This is a genomic window from Nonomuraea sp. NPDC005730, assembly GCF_040630865.1.
GTDB lineage: Bacteria > Actinomycetota > Actinomycetes > Streptosporangiales > Streptosporangiaceae > Nonomuraea.
Genome location: NZ_JBEXYK010000001.1, coordinates 1 through 21,696, shown reverse-complemented (window position 1 = coordinate 21,696; position 21,696 = coordinate 1). Strand labels below are relative to the sequence as shown.

At 70.8% G+C, this 21,696-nt stretch carries 24 protein-coding genes and 1 pseudogene; 14 read left to right on the top strand and 11 right to left on the bottom strand.

Annotation, left to right across the window (positions count from 1 at the left end):
* Positions 1-3: 3 nt before the first annotated feature.
* On the top strand, positions 4-966 hold the full coding sequence (locus tag ABZ444_RS00125; RefSeq protein WP_357990427.1) for a glycosyltransferase: 963 nt from the start codon (positions 4-6) through the stop codon (positions 964-966).
* A gap of 38 nt (positions 967-1,004) precedes the next feature.
* The gene (locus tag ABZ444_RS00120) at positions 1,005-1,712 is read left to right on the top strand and encodes an acetoacetate decarboxylase family protein (RefSeq protein WP_357990424.1); all 708 of its coding nucleotides are present in this window, start codon (positions 1,005-1,007) and stop codon (positions 1,710-1,712) included.
* On the opposite strand, the gene ABZ444_RS00115 is transcribed toward ABZ444_RS00120, so the two are convergent.
* The 6 genes from ABZ444_RS00115 to ABZ444_RS00090 all read right to left on the bottom strand — a co-directional run bounded on the left by ABZ444_RS00115 (position 1,709) and on the right by ABZ444_RS00090 (position 7,504).
* Entirely contained in the window at positions 1,709-2,593 is an 885-nt protein-coding gene (locus ABZ444_RS00115; protein WP_357990422.1) for a glycosyltransferase, read from the bottom strand. The two genes, ABZ444_RS00120 and ABZ444_RS00115, sit on opposite strands and share 4 nt — an antisense overlap.
* Before the next feature lie 186 nt (positions 2,594-2,779).
* Positions 2,780-3,547, bottom strand: a complete 768-nt coding sequence (locus ABZ444_RS00110; RefSeq protein ID WP_357990419.1) for a CDP-alcohol phosphatidyltransferase family protein — start codon at positions 3,545-3,547, stop codon at positions 2,780-2,782.
* A complete protein-coding gene (locus ABZ444_RS00105; protein WP_357970668.1) occupies positions 3,525-4,565 on the bottom strand; it encodes an iron-containing alcohol dehydrogenase family protein in 1,041 nt (346 codons plus the stop codon). Before ABZ444_RS00105 ends, ABZ444_RS00110 begins: the two co-directional genes overlap by 23 nt.
* Positions 4,566-4,594: 29 nt before the next feature.
* Positions 4,595-5,329 (bottom strand): phosphocholine cytidylyltransferase family protein, encoded by a 735-nt coding sequence (locus ABZ444_RS00100; RefSeq protein ID WP_357990416.1) that lies wholly within the window; start codon positions 5,327-5,329, stop codon positions 4,595-4,597.
* 77 nt (positions 5,330-5,406) lie between these two features.
* Positions 5,407-6,030 (bottom strand): DUF5941 domain-containing protein, encoded by a 624-nt coding sequence (locus ABZ444_RS00095; RefSeq protein WP_357970156.1) that lies wholly within the window; start codon positions 6,028-6,030, stop codon positions 5,407-5,409.
* Between the two features lie 58 nt (positions 6,031-6,088).
* The gene (locus ABZ444_RS00090; RefSeq protein WP_357990414.1) at positions 6,089-7,504 is read right to left on the bottom strand and encodes a CDP-alcohol phosphatidyltransferase family protein; all 1,416 of its coding nucleotides are present in this window, start codon (positions 7,502-7,504) and stop codon (positions 6,089-6,091) included.
* 91 nt (positions 7,505-7,595) lie between these two features.
* Here ABZ444_RS00090 and ABZ444_RS00085 point away from each other — a divergent pair, with 91 nt between their 5' ends.
* Together ABZ444_RS00085 and ABZ444_RS00080 are read left to right on the top strand one after the other, a co-directional pair.
* Positions 7,596-8,330 (top strand): IspD/TarI family cytidylyltransferase, encoded by a 735-nt coding sequence (locus ABZ444_RS00085; RefSeq protein ID WP_357990411.1) that lies wholly within the window; start codon positions 7,596-7,598, stop codon positions 8,328-8,330.
* 69 nt (positions 8,331-8,399) lie between these two features.
* Positions 8,400-10,133: a CDP-glycerol glycerophosphotransferase family protein gene (locus tag ABZ444_RS00080; RefSeq protein WP_357990408.1), complete on the top strand. Its 1,734-nt coding sequence runs from the start codon at positions 8,400-8,402 to the stop codon at positions 10,131-10,133.
* Here ABZ444_RS00080 and ABZ444_RS00075 read toward each other — a convergent pair whose 3' ends face one another.
* Positions 10,134-11,150 carry a glycosyltransferase family 2 protein gene (locus tag ABZ444_RS00075; protein ID WP_357990405.1) on the bottom strand — a complete coding sequence of 339 codons (1,017 nt, stop codon included), beginning with the start codon at positions 11,148-11,150 and terminating at the stop codon, positions 10,134-10,136.
* Between the two features lie 82 nt (positions 11,151-11,232).
* Between ABZ444_RS00075 and ABZ444_RS00070 the strand changes: the two genes are divergently transcribed.
* The 5 genes from ABZ444_RS00070 to ABZ444_RS00050 all read left to right on the top strand — a co-directional run bounded on the left by ABZ444_RS00070 (position 11,233) and on the right by ABZ444_RS00050 (position 15,665).
* On the top strand, positions 11,233-12,675 hold the full coding sequence (locus ABZ444_RS00070; protein WP_357970144.1) for an LCP family protein: 1,443 nt from the start codon (positions 11,233-11,235) through the stop codon (positions 12,673-12,675).
* A gap of 34 nt (positions 12,676-12,709) precedes the next feature.
* Positions 12,710-13,057: an STAS domain-containing protein gene (locus tag ABZ444_RS00065; RefSeq protein ID WP_357990402.1), complete on the top strand. Its 348-nt coding sequence runs from the start codon at positions 12,710-12,712 to the stop codon at positions 13,055-13,057.
* A gap of 109 nt (positions 13,058-13,166) precedes the next feature.
* Positions 13,167-13,997, top strand: a complete 831-nt coding sequence (locus ABZ444_RS00060; RefSeq protein ID WP_357990399.1) for a GNAT family N-acetyltransferase — start codon at positions 13,167-13,169, stop codon at positions 13,995-13,997.
* Positions 13,994-14,833, top strand: a complete 840-nt coding sequence (locus ABZ444_RS00055) for an LLM class flavin-dependent oxidoreductase (protein WP_357990396.1) — start codon at positions 13,994-13,996, stop codon at positions 14,831-14,833. Before ABZ444_RS00060 ends, ABZ444_RS00055 begins: the two co-directional genes overlap by 4 nt.
* A gap of 118 nt (positions 14,834-14,951) precedes the next feature.
* Complete coding sequence (locus tag ABZ444_RS00050; protein ID WP_357990393.1) at positions 14,952-15,665, top strand: DUF4097 family beta strand repeat-containing protein; 714 nt, start codon at positions 14,952-14,954, stop codon at positions 15,663-15,665.
* Positions 15,666-15,739: 74 nt separating this feature from the next.
* Here ABZ444_RS00050 and ABZ444_RS00045 read toward each other — a convergent pair whose 3' ends face one another.
* Positions 15,740-16,402 carry a hypothetical protein gene (locus tag ABZ444_RS00045; RefSeq protein WP_357990390.1) on the bottom strand — a complete coding sequence of 221 codons (663 nt, stop codon included), beginning with the start codon at positions 16,400-16,402 and terminating at the stop codon, positions 15,740-15,742.
* Positions 16,403-16,875: 473 nt separating this feature from the next.
* On the opposite strand from ABZ444_RS00045, the gene ABZ444_RS00040 reads away from it, so the two are divergent.
* Both ABZ444_RS00040 and ABZ444_RS00035 read left to right on the top strand, forming a co-directional pair.
* Positions 16,876-17,112 carry a hypothetical protein gene (locus tag ABZ444_RS00040; protein WP_357990388.1) on the top strand — a complete coding sequence of 79 codons (237 nt, stop codon included), beginning with the start codon at positions 16,876-16,878 and terminating at the stop codon, positions 17,110-17,112.
* 214 nt (positions 17,113-17,326) lie between these two features.
* On the top strand, positions 17,327-17,785 hold the full coding sequence (locus ABZ444_RS00035) for a hypothetical protein (RefSeq protein ID WP_357990385.1): 459 nt from the start codon (positions 17,327-17,329) through the stop codon (positions 17,783-17,785).
* 113 nt (positions 17,786-17,898) lie between these two features.
* On the opposite strand, the gene ABZ444_RS00030 is transcribed toward ABZ444_RS00035, so the two are convergent.
* On the bottom strand, positions 17,899-18,426 hold the full coding sequence (locus tag ABZ444_RS00030) for a DUF4240 domain-containing protein (protein ID WP_357990382.1): 528 nt from the start codon (positions 18,424-18,426) through the stop codon (positions 17,899-17,901).
* 100 nt (positions 18,427-18,526) lie between these two features.
* Positions 18,527-19,210 (bottom strand): DNA alkylation repair protein, encoded by a 684-nt coding sequence (locus tag ABZ444_RS00025; RefSeq protein ID WP_357990379.1) that lies wholly within the window; start codon positions 19,208-19,210, stop codon positions 18,527-18,529.
* Between the two features lie 78 nt (positions 19,211-19,288).
* Here ABZ444_RS00025 and ABZ444_RS00020 point away from each other — a divergent pair, with 78 nt between their 5' ends.
* A complete protein-coding gene (locus ABZ444_RS00020; protein WP_357990377.1) occupies positions 19,289-19,936 on the top strand; it encodes an ankyrin repeat domain-containing protein in 648 nt (215 codons plus the stop codon).
* Between the two features lie 196 nt (positions 19,937-20,132).
* Here ABZ444_RS00020 and ABZ444_RS00015 read toward each other — a convergent pair whose 3' ends face one another.
* Positions 20,133-20,441: a hypothetical protein gene (locus tag ABZ444_RS00015; RefSeq protein ID WP_357990374.1), complete on the bottom strand. Its 309-nt coding sequence runs from the start codon at positions 20,439-20,441 to the stop codon at positions 20,133-20,135.
* A 323-nt stretch (positions 20,442-20,764) separates the two neighbouring features.
* Here ABZ444_RS00015 and ABZ444_RS00010 point away from each other — a divergent pair, with 323 nt between their 5' ends.
* Positions 20,765-21,139, top strand: a complete 375-nt coding sequence (locus ABZ444_RS00010; protein WP_357990371.1) for a hypothetical protein — start codon at positions 20,765-20,767, stop codon at positions 21,137-21,139.
* Between the two features lie 372 nt (positions 21,140-21,511).
* Positions 21,512-21,696, top strand: a pseudogene (locus tag ABZ444_RS00005) (IS982 family transposase); the annotation flags it as partial.

Genomic DNA, 21,696 nt, shown 5'->3' with positions numbered 1-21,696 from the left:
CGCATGCGCGCATGTGTCGCCACCACCGTCCATCATCCCGAGGACGCCCGGATCATGCACCGGCAGATCAGGGCGCTGCTCGACGCGGGCCACGAGGTGACCTACGTCGCGCCGTTCACCTATTACAACGTCACCCCGGCCGTCGGGCTCACCGCCGTCGACGTCGCCCGGCAGGCCCCGTACGGGAAGGCCCGCGCGGCGCTCAGGCGCGGCGTGCGGGACGCCGACCTGCTGATCGTGCACGACCACCGGCTGCTGCGCGCGCTGCCCCACCGGCGCCCTCGGGTCGTCTGGGACGTCCGCGAGGACGTCTCGCCCAGGCGGCGGGCTCGCGCGGAAAGGCGGCACCACGTGATCACCTCCGCGGAGGTGCCCGAAGCGACCCTGGTGTCGCCCAGCCCGCCCCCTCCCGGCGACACCAGGGTCGTGCACATCGGCCGCCTGTCGGCCGAGCGCGGCGTGGCCGAGCTGATCGCCCTGGCCGGACGCCTGGCGCCGCACGGCATCCGGATGGACCTCATCGGCGCCGCCGACCGCGACGTGCGCCCGCTGCTGCGCGACGCCCAGCGCGTCGGCCTGCTCGACTGGTTCGGGTACGTGCCCAACCGGCACGCCCTGCGCATGTCCGAGGGCGCGCTGGCCGGGCTGTCCCTGGCCGCCGACACCGTGACCGAGCCGCCCACGAAGATCCTCGACTACATGGGCCGCGGCCTGCCGGTGATCGCCACCCCGCAGGCCGCCTCGCTGGTGCGGGCCGTCGGCTGCGGCCTGGTGGTGCCCCGGGACGTGGACGCGCTGCTGGACGCCGTCCTGGACCTCAAGGAGGACCCCGTGCGGCGGGCCGACCTGGGCGCGGTCGGGCACGCCGAGGCCCGGCTGCGCCACCACTGGCCCGACCGGGCGGCGGACTTCGTCAGGCTGGCCGAGTCGTGGGCGGGCCTGCCCGAACACGCGCTGGCGGTGTAGGAATGGCCAGCGGGCTCCCGGGTTGATGTACTGGACCCATGGCATCGCATCTGATCCAGGGCCGGACGGTGGGCATGCCTGTGCGAGTGGAGGACGCGGAGGTCTGCAGCGCCTTCTACGCGGTGCGGGCCGACGCGGCGCGGGCGGTGATCGCCTATTCCGGCCTCGACGTGGCCGAGGTGTTCCCCGGCAAGGCCGTGTGCGTGCTGCTGTTCGTCGACTACCGCAGGGGCGACCTCGACACCTACCACGAGTTCGGGATGGCCTTCCTGATCCGGCGGCCGGGGGCGGCCGGCTCGGTCGGGCTCGGTGACCTGCGCGGCGCGGGCGTCTTCGTCCACTGGCTGCCCGTCGACCAGCGGTTCACGCTGGAGGCGGGGCGGACGATCTGGGGCTTCCCCAAGGAGCTGGCCGACATCGAGCTGCGGCTCGGGTCGCCGTACAAGCGGTGTGTGCTGCGCAAGGACGGCAGGCTCGTGCTCGACCTGCTGATCAGGCCCGGCGTGCCGGCGCCGGCCGCCATGGCGCCGCTCGACGCCTTCACCCATCTGGAGGGCGTCACCCGGCGCATCCCCTGGTCCGTACGGGCCGGGGGCACGCGCGTGCGGCCGGGCGGCGCGCTGATCCGCCTGGGCAACCACCCCATCGCCAAGGAGCTCAGCGAGCTGGGGCTGCCCAGGCGGGCGCTGTTCGCCTCGACCGTCTCCCATGCCTCGATGACCTTCGGCGAGGCGGAGGCGGTCTAGACGATCGGCGGGCGGCCGAGCTTGACCATGCGCCAGGCGGTGCGCCAGGCCATCGGACGGCGCTCGCCCGCCGGCGTGCGCAGCCCCTCGAAGAAGCCGGAGAACCACGCCTTGATCGCGACCCCCGAACGGCGCTCGCGGATCAAGGTGAGCACCACCCAGTTGGTCAGGTAGAGGAACGCCAGCGGCCACGGCAGGTTGCGCCGCGCCAGCCAGACCCGGTTACGGGCGTTGAGCTGGTAGAACTGCGCGTGGCGGGTCGGCGGGACCTGCGGGTGGTACATGACGGTCTCGGCGTCGTACTCGATCCGGTAGCCCTCGCCCAGCAGGCGCCAGGCCAGGTCGGTCTCCTCGTGCGCGTAGAAGAACCGCTCCGGCAGGCCGCCGACCTGGAGGAAGGCCGAACGCCGCACGGCCGAGGCGCCGCCGAGGAACGTGGTGACCGGCGAGGAGCGCTGCGGGTCGCCCGCGCGCAGCCGGGGCACGTGCCGCCGCTGGCCGACGCCGCCCTCGGGGTCCATCACCCGGAAGGAGATCACCGCGAGGTCGGGTTCGGTGGCGAACCGGTCGCGCACGTGGGCGACGACCTTCTGGTTGGCGTACCAGCCGTCGTCGTCGAGGAACAGCACGACGTCGCCGGAGCACTCCTCGACGCCGCGGTTACGGCCGGCGGGAATGCCGGTGTTGTGGTCGAGCCGGATCGTCTTCACGACCGCGGCCGAGCCCTCGGGTGGCGTGGCCGACACCTGGGGCACGTCGGCGCCGTTGCCCACGATCACCACTTCGACGTCGCCGTCGACCTGGTGGAGCGCGGACTCGACGGCCCGGTTCAGCTCCGCGACCCGGTTGCCCATGGTGAGGATGACGCACGAGATCTTCAACGGGTCATCGTCCTGACGCGTTGAGGACACGAGCGGAGCATTCTTTCATGATCACCGAGTCTGCTGGTCTGCATCTTGTTGACAATGGTGGAGCTAAGCGTATCGGAACCGATGGTGAACCCCCACCGAACGGCGGACGTCCGATCAATACGACGGACGGGAAGCTCCTCCGGTTCCGACATGAGATCACCCAAGCCGCCTCGACGCCATAATGCTGATCAGATGGAGCACGGTCTGCAGCGCGGCGGCGATCGCGCAGGCCACGATGAGCACGCGGGAGGCCCCGAGCGTGCCGGTCGCCAGGTCGATCACCGCGGCCGCCACCGCGAGCAGTGACAGCTCGATCGGCTGCATGATCCGATGGAACTTCGTCGCCGCCAGCACCCTCCTGCCCAGACCGAGCAGCCCCGAACGGAACTGCACCGCCGACGCCTCGGAGGACGCGCCCAGCCCGCCCTTGGCCCGCGCCACCTCCACCAGGTCGGTCTCGGCCTTGATGAGGATGGCGCCGAGCGCGGCGGCGAAGCCGAGCACGGTGTACCAGTCGGGCAGGACGGCCGAGGCCCGCCAGCCGAGCCCGGCCAGCACGGCGGCCTCGGTGAAGTAGGCCCCGACGCGGTCGAGGTAGACCCCGGCCGGCGACGTCTTGCCCGTCCAGCGGGCCAGCTCGCCGTCGGAGCAGTCGAGCAGCAGGTAGACCTGGACGAGCAGGGCGGCCAGCACGGCCGCCCACAGCCCCGGCAGGGCCAGCACGAAGCCCGCCGCCACCCCGACGACCGTCATCACCCAGGTGAGCTGGTTGGGCGTGATCGACGTCTTGCTCGTCAGCCACGTGACGTAGATGGACAGCCGGCGCATGTAGAGCACGCCTGCCCAGTGCTCGCCGTTCCTGCGGTCGAGATGGCCCTCGGGCTGGGCGACCCGCCGCAGCTCAGCTACCGAAGGCCCGGACATAGTCCCCCACCCGATCGCGGATCTCGGAGTCCTGCATGCGCAGGTGCTCCAGGATCGTGTAACGGCCGGGACGGGTCGACGGCGCCAGCGCGACGACCTCGGCGAACTGCTCGCCGGTCAGCCCGATGTCGGCGGGCACGACCGGGAGCTCGTGCCGGCGCAGGCAGTCGACGACCTGGGCCACCCTGGCGGCGTCCTCCCGCAGGAAGAAGCAGAAGGCGGCACCTATGCCGGCGAGCTCGCCGTGGTTGGAGGTGCCGGGGAAGAGCTGATCCACGGCATGAAGGATCTCATGATCTCCACCACTCGCGGGCCGCGACGACCCGGCGACGACCATCGACATGCCGGACAGGATGAGCGACTCGGCCAGGACGGTCAGGAACGCGTCGGACTCGATGCCGTCGCTCCGGCCGACCAGCGCCTCGGCGGCGGTGCGGGACATCGAGCAGGCCAGGCCGTCGATGGGCTCGCCGCGCTCGACGCTGCCGAGCTGCCAGTCCTCGATCGCCGACAGGTTGCTGACGACGTCGCCGATGCCGGCCCTGACCAGCGACTTGGGCGCGTTGTGCACGAAGTCGAGGTCGACCAGGATGGCCAGCGGCATCGGCACGCCGAACGTGCCCTTGCCCCCCTCGTAGACGAGGGAGGCGGTGGGCGAGCAGATGCCGTCGTGGGAGAGGTTGGTGGCCACGGCCACCATCGGGATGCCCGCGAGGGAGGCGGCGTACTTCGTCGCGTCGATCGTCTTGCCGCCGCCGACCCCGACGACGACCTCGTAGGCGCCCTTGCGCAGGTCGGCGCCGAGTGAGACGGCCGCCTCGACCGACCCGTCGCTGACCCTGAACACCTCGGCCTCGTCGAGGGTGGGGGCGATCAGGCGCTCGATGTGGTCGCCCTGGCCGGGCCCGACGGCCACGGCCACCCGGCCGGAGGTGGCCACGCGGCTGTCGGCCAGCAGGGCGCCGAGCTCGGCGACGGCGCCACGCCTGACCTCCATGGTCAGGGGCGCCGGCAGCATCCTCGCTAGAAGCGGCATGCGCGCTCCCTCTAGTAGCGAACGGCTATGGTGCGAGCCTTGGCCAGGTCGTCGTGGTTGTCCACCTCGACCCAGTCGACGTCGCCGATGGGCGCGACGTGGATCGCCTCACCGCGCTCGACCATCTCCTGGTAACCGTCCTCGTAGTAGAGCTGGGGGTCGCGCTCGAACGTCGTCCTGAGCGCGTCGGCCAGCCGCTCGGCCGCGCCGGGCCTGATGAGCGTGGCGCCGATGTACTCGCCGTACGCCTCGGCCGGGTCCATCAGCTTGGTGATGCGGCGCAGCGAGCCCTCCGGGGAGAGGGTCACCTTCATCTCTTCGTCGGCCAGCTTCTTGACGTCGTCGACCGCGAGCAGGACGTCGCTCGTCTCAGGGGCGGCCAGCAACGTCTTCTCGACCGAGACGGGGTGGACGGTGTCGCCGTTGACCAGCAGCACGCCCTGGGCGAAGTAGTCGCGGGCGCACCACAGGGAGTAGGCGTTGTTCCACTCCTCGGCCTTGTCGTTGTGCACGAGGGTGAGCTTGACGCCGTGGCGCCTCTCCAGCTCCTCCTTGCGGTCGTGCACGGCCTGCGCCGCGTAACCGACGACGACCACGACCTCCCGCAGGTCCACCTCGGCGAGGTTGCGCAGCGAGATGTCCATGATCGTGGTTTCGCCGTCAACCGGCACGAGCGCCTTGGGCAGCGTGTCGGTGTACGGCCGCAGGCGTCGTCCGGCCCCGGCGGCCAGAACCATTCCCAGCAACGTGCACTCCTCGGTCGAGCATGACTACGTGTGCCCAAAGGTTAGTTGCCTTTGGCCCCTTCGCGGGTAATCCGGCGTTAGTCTTGCGTTCCCATCTCGCTCGCCTCGGCGCCCGATCGGGGCGCGGCCAGCCAGCACGTGACACTCTCCCAGCCGAACAGCGCCCACAGGTAGAGGGTCAGCAGCACGTACCCGGCGGTCATCCAGCCGGCCAGGGCGGCCAGGGAGACCGCCATCATCCGGCCGTCCCAGCCGAGGCCGAGCGTCGAGAGCCAGGCTGGCGGGTAGACGCGCTGGCGCAGCCGGTAGACCAGGTCGTAGTGGTGGAAGGCGAGCGCGCCGAGCAGCAGGAAGGTCAGCACCGGCGGCAGCCCGTGAGCGAAGCCACAGGCGGCGACGAAGCTGTACTCGATGAGCCGCAGGATCGGCGGCACGAGCCAGTCGAAGCGGCCGTCGTGCGGGTGGGTGCTGCCCGGCCCGGCCAGCAGCAGCGTCACGGCGGGCGCGAACACCGCGAGCCCGTCGGACCCGGCCACGCCGATCAGCAGCAGCACGCCGGTGACGAACGTGCCGGCGATCACCGGCGGCAGCGGCGGAAGCTGCCCGGCCACGAGCAGGCCCATCGCGCGCGAGAGCGGCCCGTCGTCGCGGTAGGCGACGACCTTGCTCTCTGGCACGGGGGTCATGTGCACGGAGATCACGCTGCCCACCTCCCGATCCGGCGAACCGCCGCCCTCGGCACGCCGGCCCCGGCGACCCTCACCGCGCCGACCTCGCGAGGCGCCCGGCGAGCTGGTAGAGGGCGGCGACCCCGCCCCAGCACAGCAGGGCCACGAACGTCACCCTGGCGTCCCACACGGCGGCGGTGACGGCGATCAGCACCGTCCGCTCGCCGATGGGCAGCACGACGATCTTCCTGAGCCAGCGGGCGAGCGAGTCGCGCTCCAGCCGCTGGGCGAGCCCGAGCATCCCGTGGGCGTGCCGCGCGTCGGCCGGCTCCAGCAGCGACCGGGCGGGCCTGGCCCACAGCGCGCCGACGCGGCCCGCGTCGGCCACCGCCCCGGCGTAGGAGTAGTCGATGGAGTGGCGGACGACCTGCGTGATCATCGCGGCGGCGGCCAGGTACCAGATCGCGGTCCCGCCGTAGCCGAAGGCGAGCCCGACGTAGACCAGGTACTCCTTCAGCCGGTCGGCCATGCCGTCGGCCCAGGCGCCGAGCGGGGAGAACGTGCGGGTGTAGCGGGCGAGCTGCCCGTCGAGGCAGTCGAGCGCGAACGACATCAGGAACAGCGCGCCCCCGGCCGCCCGCCCGGCCTGGGTGCCGGCCGAGAACCAGACGGCGGCCAGCGCGGCCAGGCCGATCGAGACGCCGGTGACGGCGTTGGGGGTGAGCTTGAGACTGACGGCCGGCCTGATCAGGTGGCGCGACCAGGTCGAGACGAAGAACGTGGCGAAGAAGCCGTCGTCCTCCTTGACCGAGGTGTCGAGCCGGACCCTGGCCTCGTCGACCTCGGCGAGCCTGGTCAGGGCGCTGTCGGCGGCGTGCTGGCCGGTCACGCGGTCGGCGTGCAGCGGGCCGATCGAGGCGGCGCGCACCCGTACGCCGGCTCTGACCAGGCCCACCAGCAGCAGGTCGACCGCCTCGACGGGGGTGACCGGGCCGAGCTTGCCCAGGTCGGCCAGCTCGGCCAGCTCCTCGGCGAGGTCGGCCAGGGACGCCAGGTCGGCCTCGCCGGTCTGGAGCACGCCCCTGAAGGTGGCGTTGGCCTCCGGGACGGTGTGGAACGAGCTGCCGGCGGCGACCACCCGGCCGGACTCGACGCGTACGGGCGGCCGCATCGGGGCGGCGGCGTCGTCGTGGGAGACCAGCGCCCCGGTGTCGCGCGCGGGATGTTCGAGCAGCAGCGCGAGCGCCTCGGTGTGGGCGACGAGGTCGGCGGGGAGCACCACGACCGTGCCCGAGGAGACCCGGGCGATCTTGGCCACCCCGCGCAGGTCGGCCCCGAGCCCGCCACCGGGCGTCACCACCTGGACGTCACGGACGGGAAGCGCGGCGAACTGGTCGCTCAGCCGGTCGAGCAGCGTGCCGTCGGCGCAGGAGAGCCGGCACGCCGGGGTCGTGGCGAGCAGCACCACCGAGGTGGTCGTGCCCTCGCGGGTGAGTGAGTCGGGCAAAGCGCAGGTCTCCTCCCGGTAGGGAGTGCGTGGACACAGCGTAGCGACAGGGGCGCGCGATATCACGGAACAGGACCGTTACGCTGCCGACATGGATGCAGCGCTGCGGTCGGTCGGAGTGCTCCTCGCGGGAGGCGTGGGGCAGCGGGTCGGACATGAGATACCCAAACAACTCATCGAAGTAGCCGGGCGGACGATTCTGGAGCACTCGATCGCGGTGTTCGAGCAGGCGCCGGAGATCGACGAGATCGTGGTGCTGATGACGCCCGGCTACACCGACCGGGTGAAGGAGATCGTGGCGAACGGCGGCCACCGCAAGGTCACCCAGATCGTGGAGGGCGGCCGGAGCCGTACGGAGAGCACGTGGCGGGCGTTGCGGGCGCTGGGCACGCAGGAGTGCGACGTGCTGCTGCACGACGCCGTACGGCCCCTTCTGGAGCCGCGGATCATCACCGAGTGCGTGGCGGCGCTGCGTACCCACCGGGCCGTCAACGTGGCGATCCCGAGCTCCGACACGGTCCTGGTGGCCGTGCCCGGCCCGGACGGCGAGGTGATCGGCGAGGTCCTCGACCGCTCGCGGCTGCGCCGCAGCCAGACGCCGCAGTGCTTCCGGCTCTCGGTGATCCGCGAGGCGTACGAGCGGGCCCTGGCCGACCCGGGCTTCGCCGAGCGCCCGGCCACCGACGACTGCGGCGTGGTGCTGCGCTACCTGCCCGAGGTGCCCATCCACCTGGTCCCCGGCAGCGAGCGCAACATCAAGGTCACCCATCCGGACGACCTGCGGATCGCCGAGCAGCTCTTCGCGATCAGGGGGTCCATCTCCTGACGTGTCCGGGCATGTCGTAGACGTTCGCGTGGAAGGCCCTTGACCTGCGGGTTGTTACCGTGCGGTCGCATGAGAAGACTGCTGGCGATCGGCGCGCTGCTCGGCTGCTACCCCGTCCTGCTGGCGTCGGCGCTGTGGCCGGCGCCGCTGCTGTTCGGGCTGGTCGCCGTGGTCTCCTACGCCATCGAGTTCGCCGCGGGACGCCTGGACGGCGGGCTGATCGAGCTGCTCGGCCGGATGCACCTGGGGACCACGCTGCGCTTCGCGGCCAGGGAGACGGCCGCGCTGCTGCTGGTGGCGCGGGTGTCGGGAGCCGACTCGCCGTGGTTCGTGGCGCTGGCCGCCGGGCTGTTCGCGCTGCACGGCGCGCGGGCCGCGCACTCGTGCCTGGCCATCCGCCTGCGGCAGACGCTGAGCAGCATGCCGGTGACCACCCGCAACCTCGACGTGTCCGCGCTGCGCATCCCCAAGATGCCGCCCCCGTTCCTGGGCGGCCACCGCGGCGTGCGCTTCCTCGGGCTCGACGCCCTGCCGGTGCTCGGCGCGACGTTCGGCGCGGCGGCCGGGGCGGCCGGCGCGGGCGTGGCGCTGCTGCTCGGCGTGGCGGGCGTGCTGGCGCTCCTCCCGTACGTGCGCCGCACCCGGCCGCTCGGTGACCGGGCGAGGGTGCTGGAGGTCGTGGGCGAGCAGGTCAGGGCCTACGACCCGGAGGTCATCCTGTACTTCTCCGGCGCGACGGCCGCCGCCTACCAGGCCAGGATGTGGCTGCCCACCCTGGAGCGCATCGGCAGGCGGGCCATCGTCGTGCTGCGCGAGCGCGGCATGGCCAGGCACCTGGAGTCGACCACGCTGCCGATGGTCTGCATCCCGTCCTCGGCCGACCTGATGAGCTTCCGCGCCCTGTTCGGCGCCAAGCTCTGCCTGTACGTCTCCAACGTCGGCCGCAACGTCCACATGCTGCGCATCCCGACCCTGCGCAGCGTGTTCCTCAACCACGGCGACAGCGACAAGGAGGCGTCGTTCAACCCGTTCTCGCGGGTGTACGACGAGGTGTGGGTGGCCGGGCCGGCCGGTCGCGACCGCTACCGGCGCGCCCGCGTGGGCGTCCGGGACGAGAGCATCCACGAGGTCGGCCGCCCGCAGCTCGAAGGCATCTCGACCGAGGGCCCCGGGCTGCCGTACCGGACCGTGCTCTACGCCCCCACCTGGGAGGGCTGGAACGACGACCTGTTCCACACGTCGCTGATCACCATGGGCCCGCGCATCGTGCGCGCCCTGCTGGACCACGACCCGCAGCTGCGGATCATCTACAAGCCGCACCCGCTGACCGGCCACCGCGACAAGAGCGCCGCGCGGGCGCACCGCAGGATCGTGTCGATGATCGAGGCGGCCGAGCTGGCGAAGTCGAAGGCCAGGCATCCGTCGAGCCCCGGCGGGGCGCCGGAGATCAGGCACCTGATCGTCACCGGCGACAGTCCGCACCTGTACGACTGCTTCAACGAGTGCGACCTGCTGATCAGCGACATCTCCAGCGTCGTGGCCGACTTCCTGGCCAGCGAGAAGCCGTACGCCGTGACGAACGTCGCCGGGCTGCCCGAGCGCGCCTTCCACGAGCGCTACCCGAGCACCGAGGCGGGGGTGCTCCTCGGCGAGGACCTCGCGGCCCTCGCCGGTTTCCTGGACGGTGAGGACACCCTGGCCCGAGCCAGGATCAAGCTCAGGAGCTACCTGCTCGGGCCGGAGTACCCGGACGCGCTGACCCGCTTCGACGCGGCCGTCGAGCGGGTCTTCGCGGGCTCGTGATCAGTGTGGCGGCCTGGACAACCTCCGCGGGCTGGTGAGGAAGCCCCACCCCCACGAGACGTGCATGGCGGCGTAGACGAGAGGCAGCCGCAGCTTGACCGCGCCCGGGAGCCCGCTGCCGGTGACCGCCGAGCCGGCCACGATGGCCAGCGCGTAGCCGCCGGGGACGACGAGCGTGAGCGGGAGGAACGGCGACAGCACCAGCCCCAGCGCCATGGCCAGCACCGCGGCGGGCGGCGCCAGGTAACGCAGGTTGATCGTGCCCTCGTGGGTGCGCGCGACCACGCGCCGCCAGCGGCCGTAGTGGAAGTACTGCTTGGCCAGCGCCCTGACGTTGGGCCGCGGACGGTAGGTGACCCGCATCCGCGGCTGGAACCAGACCAGCCCGCCGGTCTGGCGGATGCGGTGGTTCATCTCCCAGTCCTGAGCCCGCTGGAAGTGCTCGTCGTAGCCGCCGACCCGGTCGAGCGCCGAGCGGCGGAACACGCCGAGGTAGACGGTGTCGGCCGGGCCCGCGGTGCCGCCCACGTGGAAGGCCGCGGCGCCGACGCCGATCTTGGAGGTCATGGCGCAGGCCACGGCCTGCTCGAACGGTGTGACGCCCTCGGCCGCCATGACGCCGCCCACGTTGTCGGCGCCGGTCTCGGCCAGCGTCTCGACGGCGACGCGCAGGTAGTCGGAGGGCAGCATGGCGTGCCCGTCGACCCTGGCGATGATGCCGTTGCGTGCGGCGGCGATGGCGGCGTTGAGCGCGTTGGGCGTGCGACCGGTCGGGTTGGGCACCACGGTCACCCGGCGGTCGGCCGCCGCGATGGCGTCGGCGACCTCCTGGGTGCGGTCTTGGGACGGACCCACGGCGAGGACGACCTCGATCTCACCGGGGTAGCTCTGGGCGAGGACCTGGTCGACGGCCTCGCGAAGGTGCCGCTCCTCGTTGAGGACCGGCATGACGACGGAGATGGGGGGCCAGCCGCGCGTCTCCGCGGGCGCGTGCGGCGAGTCGGGGAACTGCTTCATGGCGGGGCTCACGCTACTGTACGACCAGGGGAGAAGGGCAATCGAAAGCCCCGGTGTCCCCGGCGGATCCGAGGAGGAGGGCATGCGCGAAGCGGGCGAGGAGGACGGCGGCGTGCTGGTGGGCGGCGACGCCTACGGCGGCGTCAAGCTCACTCCTGCCACCCGTCCACGCAGGCCCGTGCGGAGCGCCAAGGCCCGCCGCCGCAACGTGATCGTCGCCGGCCTGCTGTCCACGGGCATCCTGGTCACCACCGGCGTGGTGTGGGCGACCCCGCGCCAGATCGGCACGGTCGACGCGGGCGTGACCGCCCCCAAGTCCCAGGGGGCCGAGAACATCCTGCTGGTCGGCGTCGACAAGCGCGACGACCTGACCCGGCAGCAGCAGAACCAGCTCAAGCTGGGCCGCGAGTCCGGCCAGCGCACCGACACGATGATGGTCATCCACCTGTCGGAGGACCACCAGCGCGTCACCGTCGTGAGCCTGCCGCGCGACACCTGGACGACGATCCCCGGCAAGGGCGATCACAAGATCAACTCGGCCTACCAGTTCGGCGGGCCGAAGCTCACCATGCAGACCGTCAAGGCCGCCACCGGGCTGGAGATCAACCGCTACATCGAGGTGAACATCCTCGGCTTCATCGACGTGGTCGACTCGCTCGGCGGCGTCACCGTCTGCACGCCCATCCCGATCAACGATCCCAAGACGGGCCTCAACCTGCTCGCGGGCACCCACCAGCTCCAGGGCGCCCAGGCGCTCGGCTACGCCCGCACCCGCGCCACCGCCCGTTCCGACCTCGACCGCATCGACCGGCAGCAGCAGGTCATCTCCGCGCTGCTCAACCGGGCGCTGAGCGCCGACACGCTGGCCAACCCGGCCAAGCTCGCCGCGTTCGTCAACTCCACGCTGAGCACGGTGAAGGTCGACCCCGACGACGGGCTGATCGGGCTGGCCACCCAGCTGCGCGACGTCTCGCTGGAGGACGTCCGCTTCGCCGACGTGCCGCTCGCGAACGTCGACTTCAAGGCCCCGACCGGCGAGTCGGCGGTGTTGTGGGACCGGCCGGCGGCCCGCGACATGTTCCGCCGCATCGACGCCGACCAGGACCTCGCCAAGCCCGTGCCGACCAAGACGGCCACGCCGTCGCCGGTGAAGACCGTGGTCCCGCCGGAGAGCGTCACGGTCAAGGTCATGAACGGCACGCTCATCACGGGGCTGGGGGCGCGTACCAAGTCGGCGCTGGTGGCCTCCGGGTTCAAGGTGCCCGGCGAGCCGGGCAACACCGGAAAGAAGGACCACAAGCAGACCCTCGTGCGGTACGCCGCCGGCCAGGAGGCGGCCGCGCGCCTGGTGGCGTCCGTCATCCCGGGGGCGGAGCTGCGGCAGGCCGACGTCGAGGGCGTCGAGGTGATCGCCGGCAGCGACCAGCCGAAGATCAAGAAACTCAAGCAGCCCGACACCCCGGCGAGCAAGCCGAGCGCCACGCCGACCACCAAGACCGCCATGGAGAACATATGCAAGAAATAGGCATAACTAGGTAAAGCCAGGGCACGTGATTGTCATGGTGGTCAAGTCATGGCGGGAGGACCCCTGCACCGTCCTGCACGTCGTCGGCGATCTCGACGTGGCGGGCGCTCCTCGGCTTCGCGCCGAACTCGATCAGGCGCTGGCGGCGGCTGATCCGTTCAATCTGGTGATGGACCTGACCGAGGTGCCCTTCTGCGACTCGGTGGGCCTCGGCGTCCTGGTGGCGACGCTCAGCCACGTCCAGGACATGAGAGGACGCATGATCCTCGTCCTCGGGCCCGGCATGCTCCGCCACCTGCTGACGATCACCAATCTCGACCGGCACTTCGAGACCAGCACCTCGCTCGGCGAGGCCCGTGCCGCCCTCGATCCGGCCGCCTGACGGCGTTCGGCCCGGATCATGGACGTGATGTCATTGAGGGCACATCTTCCCGGAGCCGTCGGCTCGTAGGCTCGCGGGAAGATCCCTCTCACGTCCGGAGGCCCGCACGTTGTTCGATGAGTTCCCCGAGCCTGCCCGCTCCCAGCTCGCCGCGGCCTTCGCCGAGGGCAGGACCCGGCCGGAGTGGTGTTTCGCGGAAGGGCGGGCGCGCCTGGCGTTCTGGGCCCCCTTCGCGGGCGCGGACCCGGTGATCGTCTGGCAGTTCGAGCCCGGCCCCGACCCCGCGGCGGCGGCCGCGCTGCTGCGCCGCGGCCTGCGCGAGACGGGCCTGGGGAAGATCATGCACGACATCTCGCTCCCGCCCGGCCTGACCCCGGTCGTGGACCGCGCGGTGGAGCACGAGGCGCTGACCGAGGCCGGGTTCGTCATGGAGGTCGAACGGCTGACGCTCGCCTGGACGGCCGGCACCGACGTGCCGCCGGATCCGGGCCGGCTGACGTACCGGCCGGCCCGCGACCTGCATCCGGACGAGGTGCTCGCCCTGCTCATGCGCATCTCCGAGGGCTCACTCGACCACGACACCCAGGTCGAGCTGGCCACCGCGGGCGCCGCGCAGGAGGCCCGCTGGATGTACGACGACCTGGTCAACCGCAAGGCCAAGCCCGACTGGTTCGTCATCGGCCACCTCGGCGGCTCGCCCGTCGGCCTGGTCGCGCCCGACGACCACTCCATCGCCTACATCGGCGTGGTGCCCGAGCACCGCGGCCGCGGCTACGTCGACGACCTGCTCGCGCACGGCACACGCACGCTGGCCGAGGCCGGCGTCCGGCGCATCGTCGCCGGGACCGACGTGGGCAACACGCCCACCGCGAACGCCTTCCTGCGTGCCGGATACTCGGAGGTCGGCCGGCTGTTCCGCTACTACTGGAGGGCTTCGTGAGACTTGGCGTGATGTTCGACCGGGACCTGCCGCCCGAGGAGCTGATCCCGTTCGCCCGGGCGCTCGACGAGACCGCCGTCGACGACCTGTGGGTGGTGGAGGACCTGGGCTGGACCGGCGGCGTCTCCGCGGCGGCCACCGCGCTGGCCGTCACGTCCCGGCTGCGCGTCGGCATCGGCATCACCCCAGCGCCGCTGCGCAACCCGATGTTGCTGGCGATGGAGATCGGCAACCTGGCCCGGGTGCATCCCGGCCGGCTGGCCGCGGGCATCGGGCACGGCGTGCAGGAGTGGATGCGCCAGGCGGGCGCCGCCGTGCCGTCGCCGCTCGCCCTGCTGGAGGAGACGATCACGGCCGTACGCGCCCTGCTGCGCGGCGAGACGGTCACCCTGCACGGCAAGGCGGTGCACCTCGACGGCGTGTCGCTGGTGCATCCGCCGGCCGTGCCGCCGCCCGTCCTGGCGGGCGTGAAGGGGCCGCGCTCGCTGGCGCTGTCGGGGCGCGTCGCGCAGGGCACGATCGTGCCGGAGGGCGTCGGCCCGGCGCAGCTGCCCGGCATCGTCGAGCGGATCGCCGGGGGCGACGACCACGAGCTGGGCGTCTTCACCTTCCTGCACATCGGCGAGGAGGCGGACCGGCTCGCCCATCCCGTGGTCCGGGACCAGGCGGCGTTCCTGGGCGTGTCGCCGCACGACGTCGTCATGGCGGCCGGCACCCCCGAGCAGGCGGCGGACCAGGTCAGGAGCATGTGGGCGGCGGGTGCGCGGACGGTGGTCGTCCGGCCGCTGGGGCGCGATCCCCTGCCGCACGTGCACGCCCTGCTGTCGGCGCTGTAGGGGCTGTCGTTTCACCGGCGCGCGGGCGTCGGGGTTGCGGGTCCAATGGCCGAATGGCGGAGGCCCATCGGTCGAACGGCCGATGGGCCTGCGCCGTCGCTTCGCCACGATCGTTTCCATGAGGCTTTTGCTGGTAATCGTGGCAATCCTGGCGGTCACCGGGTGCAGTGTGCGCTTCGACAGCGATGAGGTGCCCGCCGTCCGGACGTTCCCGTTCACGGGGGCCGAACTGAAGATCACGTCCTCGCTGGGCGGGGTGCGGGTGCTGCCCGCCACCAGCCCGGCCGTCGAGGTGCGGCGCTGGACGCGCGGCAAGGCGTCCACCAGCCCCTCCTGGTCGCTGCGCGACGGCGTGCTGCGGCTCAGCGCCGACTGCACCCTCATCGTCGGCGACTGCGGCGCGCGCTACCACGTGAGGGTCCCGGCCGGGGTGCGGCTGACGGTCGACTCCCCCGACGGCGTCATCCTGAACGGCCTCACCCAGGACGTCGACGTCTCCAGCGGCGACCGCATCGAGGTCAAGGACACCTCGGGCAAGCTGCGCCTGCTGACCGACTCCGGCACGATCCAGGGCGTCGGGCTGCGGTCGCCCAGCGTGCGCGGACGCACCCTGGACGGCTCGATCTCCCTGGCCTTCGCCGCGCCGCCCGCGGACCTGGACCTGAAGTCGCGCGAGGGCGGCGTGACCGTCCGCGTGCCGAAGGACTCCTACCAGGTGAAGGTCGAGAGCGCGGACGGCTCCGAACACTCCGACATCAAGAGCACGAAGTCCAGCTCCAGGACCATCCTCGCCCGCAGCACGTATGGAAACGTGCGCGTCCTGACCCGCTGACCACCCTCCGGCCGTGGGCGCGTCGATCTTCCGGAGGCGCCGGCTTGAAGAGGCGCGCCGGCCTCCCGGGGGCGTCAGCCGACCTCCGCCTCCTGCCGCGCCTCCACCGTCCGCACGGACGTCTCCGCCTGCCGCACGGCCTTCCAGAAGTACGTCGAGCTGGGCTTGCCCGCCTCGGCGTACTTCTCGGCCAGCGCCCTGGCCATCACCACCAGCCGGCGTCCGCGGAGCTGGAAGCCCGCCGCCTCCGGCACCGCGCCGAGCGCCCGGTGGTTCCAGTACGTGGCCAGCCGCCGCCAGTGCTCGGCCTCCTTCCCGCCCGCGCCACACGCCTCGCAGGCCAGCAGGACGGCCAGCTCGTGGGCGGCCCTGGCGTCACCCCTCTCCGCCGAGCGCAACCGGAACATGCCCAGACGTCCCCAATGCAGCGGAACCCGCAGCTCCGTGGGCGAGGGCCGCCAGGACGACTGCTCGCCGGGCGCGGGCTCCAGGACGTCCCCGCCGGTCCGGGCGGCGGGCGGCGACCCGTTCCGGCGTCGCGCCGCCTCCCCCTCCTCGGCCTTGGCGGCCTGCCACAGGGCGCTGAACTCGGCGGTCAGCTCCTCCACGGGCTCGATGGGCATGCCGGACTTCACCGCGATCACCTGACACACCTCGACGATGGTCCGCATCAGCATGAAATCCGGCACTTTCTGCGACCTGCCGTTCAGCAGGTCGGACACGGTCGACTTCGGCAACGGCCGGCACCATCTGTTCCGTTCGGGGTCTTCGGCCAAAAGGGCGAGCGCGACTTTTTCGATCCGTTTCAGCGAGGGGTTTCCGCATTCGATTTCACGCAATCTGTTCAGACGTGTCACGAGCACAGCAAGGTGATCTTCGCCCTGATCGACATCTTTCATGAGCCGCCCCGGTTCGGACACCGTTGTCCGGTTTAAGAGTGGAAGTGGCATTTCGAGAAGGCGGGCAGGCGCCACCCTCTCGTTGCGTTGAGATAAGCAGCCATAGTGCCATAAGTCGGTCTTGTCGGGGTGCCAGGCGCATCACTCACATCCGCCCCTTCAGCCCTTCTCAGCCGAATCCATCCGATGTCGTCCGAATACGTCCGAGGCAAGCGCGATCATGGCCGGAACGATCAATTGCGCGGACGCGCCCCCAAGTCCCGCTGGTACTCCTACGTCAACGAACAAGCCCGTACGGCAAGGGGACATGAATGAGCAAGGCAACCCTCATCTGGTCGGCGGTCAGCGGCGCCCTGCTCGCGCTGCTCGTGGGTGTCGTCGCCGGCCTGCTCGCCACCGGGAACGGCAGCACGGTCGCGGGCGCCATCATGGCGGGCGCGACGGCCTCCGGCGGCTTCGCGGCGCTCTGGATCACCGGCACCTCGGCCGTGCACACCTGGCTGAACTCCCAGAAGCCCGAGACCCCCTCGGAGGACACCAGCGGCTGACCCCGCCCCGCACCCCCGGCACGTCCCGCAACCGCACACCCCCGCACCCCGGCACGTCCCGCAACCGCACGGACGGCGAACGCACCGAGGGCCGGTCGGAGACCCCGCACCGGTCCACACCTCCCCCGGACCGCACCTGCCCGCAGACGGCGGCGGGCTACGCTGGCGACCGACCCGCACGCATTTGTCGCGAAAGCAGCATCCGGAGGCCCCCATGGCGATGCCCAGGAAGGGCTCGCGGCTCATCATGGTCGACGGCACCGCCTTCCGCTGGCGGGTCAGCCACCGACCCGCCTTCGGCGACGGCAGTACCGCGGCCCCGCTCACCTTCGTCGTCGAACGCGACGAGGCCCCCGGCCGCGTCCTGCTCGTGTCACTCCCCTGCGCCCGGCCGGACAACTGGCGGGGAGCCCGGACGATCGCGATCCGCCCGCCGCTCGTCGCCGCATGCGTCCGCCGCGCACTCGAACAGGGCTGGGCCCCCGCACGACCGGGCCCCCGGTTCACCCTCGCCGTCACCGAGCACGACCTGACCGAACTCCTGGGCGGCCCGCCCGCCTACCTGATCCCCTTCCTCTGGGGCATGATCCCGGAAGGCGGCACCATCAGGGACCTCCCCCGCGCCAGGCAGATCTGGAGCCGCGAAAGCGCCGGCACCGACCGCACGCCGTAACCCGGCTCCCTCCGGCGGCGAATCCCGTTGCCCGTCCCCGCCGTCGGCGGGCGAGGTCGAAAAATGGTCGAATACGCATCCTGGAGCCCGACGACTGGCCGCTCCGGCGCGAACTACGGCCGGCCGCGCTCGCCGACGTCAGACCCGCCTTCGGTTCCACACCGGCCGACCGGCAGGGCGACGGCGGCCGCGAGGAACGCCGGCGGGCCCGCCTGACGATGACGAGCCGTGCGCGGCACTCTCCGCGCAAATTCCCGCGGGTCGTCGAAATCCCATTGCTCGCCGTCCGGGACGCCGCCGAGCGCCGGAATCAAAGGGAAGCCGCTGAAAACGCCGTGCCCATGAACGGCCTCGTACAATGCCCCCGAACCTGAGCCGGTGATCCTCTCGTAGGCTTCGTGCGCGACGTAGGCCGGCAGCTCGAATTCCGGCCACTCCTCCTCAAGACGACGCCGCATGTCCCGCGAGCGAGCCCTCTTCGAGCTGGAATATTCCCTCTTGAAATCCAGGTAACGTGACACCTGAGGCAGTTCGATGAGCAGGTCGGGGCAGTCGGCGACTTTCTCGAACGATTCTCGCCCGAGGCCGATGAGCCAGCTCACGAAGTATTCGAACCCGTCCAGCGAACCACTGCCGAACACGAACCAATGGGCGGATCAGTTCCCGGAAGCCGTCGATGTCCATGGTGAGCCATGCTGACACCCGCGCGAAGCAGCATGAAGACCGCCTGAGGCCCGTCGTCTAAGGAGCCGCCGCCCCGCCCTGCTCCCGGCGTACCATCTCCGCGATCCACACCGGCGCGAACGGCGACGTGCACCCCGGCGAGGTCGGATAGTCCTTGAGCACCTCCAGGCGCTCGCCGATGTCGATCGCACGGGCGCGGTGCTCGGCGTGCTCGATCCCGATGTGCGCCAGGCAGTTGTTCATCTCCCACTGCAGACGATCGGGGGCGTCCTTCATCTCCGCCTCGATGACGTCGAGCAGCCTCACCAGGTCGAGCCCCTCCGGCCTCTTAGCCGCGCGCTCGACGGTCAACGCCCACCCGGCGCTGGCGACCAGCGGATCCGGATCGGCCGACCAGGCCACCCGCAGCTCTTCGGCGTACGGACTCTTCTTCACGACGTAGTTCACGAGCCAGTCGCGCACCTTGGGCGTACGCGCCTGGCGCACCATCGTGTCCAGCTCGTCCCGCTCGAACGCCTTCGGACGGCAGACCAGCGTCGCCAGCAACCTCGCCGCGGTGTCACCCGTCTCCCAGAGGCCGCGCGCGAGTTCCTGCTGCGTCTTCAGCCGCTTGGCGAGGGCACGCAGCTTGCCGAGGTTCACGCCGTGATCGTCGCCGTGTCTCTCGTTCACCTCGCGCGCCTTGGGATCCTCCAGCCCGGCCAGCTCGGCCAGCACCTCGGTCAACGTCACCCCGGCCACCTCCTCGGAAGCAGCTCCAGCCTAGACGCGTCGTGACGTACCTTGGTGTGTCTCCGTGACCGAGCGGACAGGGGCTGCATGGACCAGGACAAGGCTTCGACGTGGGACGGCGTCACTCTGCGGTCGACCTACCAGGACCGGCTGGTCGAAGGACGCGACAAACTGGCCGACGCCGCACGTGACGGCGCCTGGTCCACAGTCTTCGAGCTGCTCGAAGAACATCCCGACCGGGTCAACGGCGGCAGAGTCGGCGGCACCAGCGGATACACCCCACTCCATCAGGCCGCCTGGCACGGCGCCGACGCCGACGTCGTGCACCGGCTGACCGCCCGCGGCGCCTGGCGCACGCTCCGCACGGCTCAAGGAGAGCGGGCGATCGACATCGCCACCCGCCGGGGACACCTCCATCTCCTGACGCCACTCACCCCGGTCATCCATCACCACCTGCCGGCCGAAACCCTGAGGTCGATCCAGCGCCACTTCCACGCGCTGATCCACGAACGCGCCGACGACCTGGTCACCGAACACCGGCTACGCCTGCCCGAACTGGAACCACTCACCGAGCAACGGCACCCGGCCTGCTGGTTCGCCGTCCCCGGCATGTACGGCGGCTTCAACTACCGACTGGAGCAGACCCAGCTGACCGTGGAGAGCTGGTGCCGCATCGCCGGAGGTTCGGGCCAACGCCACATCATCGACGAACACGGCACACGTCTCGTCGCCTAAGGCTTCGTCTGACCGACAAAACCCAGAATCCAAGGTCGCCACAGCTCGCGGCGCGACTCCCGCCGTTCTCGGCTCTCCCACGGAACAGCGACGGAACGGGGCAGGAGGTCTCTCATGGCGATCCCGAAAAAAGGGTTCGCGACTCATCACCGCCACGCCTATCGCTGCCGGAAGCACCTACTCGGCTGAACACCGTTCAAAAACTGACGAGCAGTTCCGGCGATACGGGTTCCCCGGCGACGCCACGTAGCACGAAAGGCCCTCGCTCATTCGACGTGACGAACGCATCGCGACGGTACCTGGTGCAGAGCAACAGCAGGTTCTGCCGCTCCAGCTCTGCTCTCAGCCGCCGCAACGCGTCTTCGAAGTCGGCCGACGAGCGAACCCTGATCGACGAAGCGCCCGCGCGATTCGGCCGGAGCTCGTACGTCTCGCCATCGGTCCACGTCGTCACCTGGCAGCGCAGAAGGGATTCGTCGACCAGTTCGAGGTCGTGCTTGCTCACCCCTGAAGCGGAGCCGTCCATCGAGTTGCGACCGTCCGGCGGCTCTTCCGCCTCCCCCGCGAAAACCCGGGACCGCACCCCCACGGTCTCGGGTTCTGCGGGTCGGATGCCTACTTGAGGAGCTGGCGGGCCATCACCATGCGCTGGATCTGGTTGGTGCCCTCGTAGATCTGGGTGATCTCCGACCCCATGTCTGACTACCTGCGAAAACAGCTCGATCATGTCGCTGATCAGGGATTACGCTTGCGGACGTCTCGCGTCACTTGTCACTGGTTTCGCCTCTCCCACGGAACAGCGACGGAACAGAGCAGGAGGCCGCCCTCATGTCGATCCCCAAGAAGGGCTCGCGGCTCAACACGGTCGACGGCGTCACCTACCGCTGGCGGATCCGCCGCAAGCCCACGTACTGCCAGGCGAACAGCTGGGGACCGTTGACCTTCGCGGTGGAGCCGACCGATGGGCCGCGGCGCGTTCTCCTGGTGTTACTTCCCTGCTCCCGGCCCGACGCCCGGCTCGGGGAACGGGCGATGGCCGTACGACCCGCACTCGTGTCGGCGGCCATCCGCAAAGCTCTCGACCACGGCTGGGATCCACACCAAACAGGCAACGCCTTTACTCTCCGCCTGACCGAGGACGACCTGACGGAGGCGATGAACGGCCAGCCGCCTTCCTACGCGGTCTCCTTCATGCGGAGATGACCGGCTCGAAGACAACCGGTTTAGGAGAGCGTGCGCTTCTTCAGCTCTTCAGACATGTTGAGCTGGGCTAACGGCGTAGGGGCAGTCCATATCGGAGAAGATCGTCTCCTGTATGTCCTCAGCCCGAGCGGGAGAGCACCACGTCCCCCGATGATGCGGGTTCGCATCGCAGGGCTGGCAGGCCTCAGGACCGGAGACCCTACAGCAGCAAGCCCCTGCCAGGAGACCAAACCGTGCTTGGAGCAAGCTACGCCAGGCTAGATGAATGAGTCCAAGGCGTAGCTGCGGAGATAGGGCGAGGATGTCCATTCTCGGGTTGTGACGACCGAACTGGCCACCCTCGCAACCGCACTCTATGCGAGGGTCGACGACCTGCTGAAGAGCGCGCCGGAACTGGCCCCATGGAGGCCGCGGCTAGGGTTCGCCCCTGCGTTGAGTGATGCCGAGTTGGTGACACTGGCAGTGCTGTCGGCCTTGCTGGGCTACCACTGCGAGCGCCGCTGGCTGCGGTACGCGCACGCCGAACTGCGCGGCATGTTCCCCTGCCTGCCTCAGCA